The 523-nt window shown below is 47.8% G+C and carries 1 protein-coding gene; it reads right to left on the reverse strand.

Annotated elements, in window-relative coordinates:
* On the reverse strand, nucleotides 1–523 hold a 523-nt coding region (locus ACS8FD_RS24440), incomplete at both ends, for an S-adenosylmethionine synthetase N-terminal domain-containing protein (protein ID WP_439277749.1).

Raw genomic sequence — 523 nt, forward strand, 5'->3', positions numbered from 1 at the left:
CCACAGCATCAATTGCAGTCGGACGATTGCCATCATATTTTAAGGTAACTTGTGCTTTTGCATCTGGACGTAACCAAGGCAGGTCACCAGCACGGCGTAGCTCAGACTGACGCTCCATAAGACGATGTGCAAACTCGATAGGAGCAGGCATTAACACATCGGTTTCATTACTAGCATAACCAAACATTAAGTCTTGATCACCAGCGCCTTGCTCTTCTGGGCTGTTACGATCGACACCTTGAGCGATTTCAGGTGATTGCTTGCCAAGCATATTGATCACTGCGCAAGTCTCACCATCAAAACCAAGATCTGAGTGATGATAACCAATACCATTGACCGTATCACGTACAATACGCTCCAAATCAATGTTGGCGGTAGTGGTCACTTCGCCTGCTAGTATCACTGCACCAGTTTTGACCAGCGTCTCGCATGCTACGCGAGCTTGGATGTCTTCACGTAAGATGGCGTCAAGGATAGCGTCTGAGATTTGGTCGGCCATTTTATCAGGATGGCCTTCGCTTAC

This window comes from Psychrobacter sp. 1U2, from assembly GCF_051847575.1.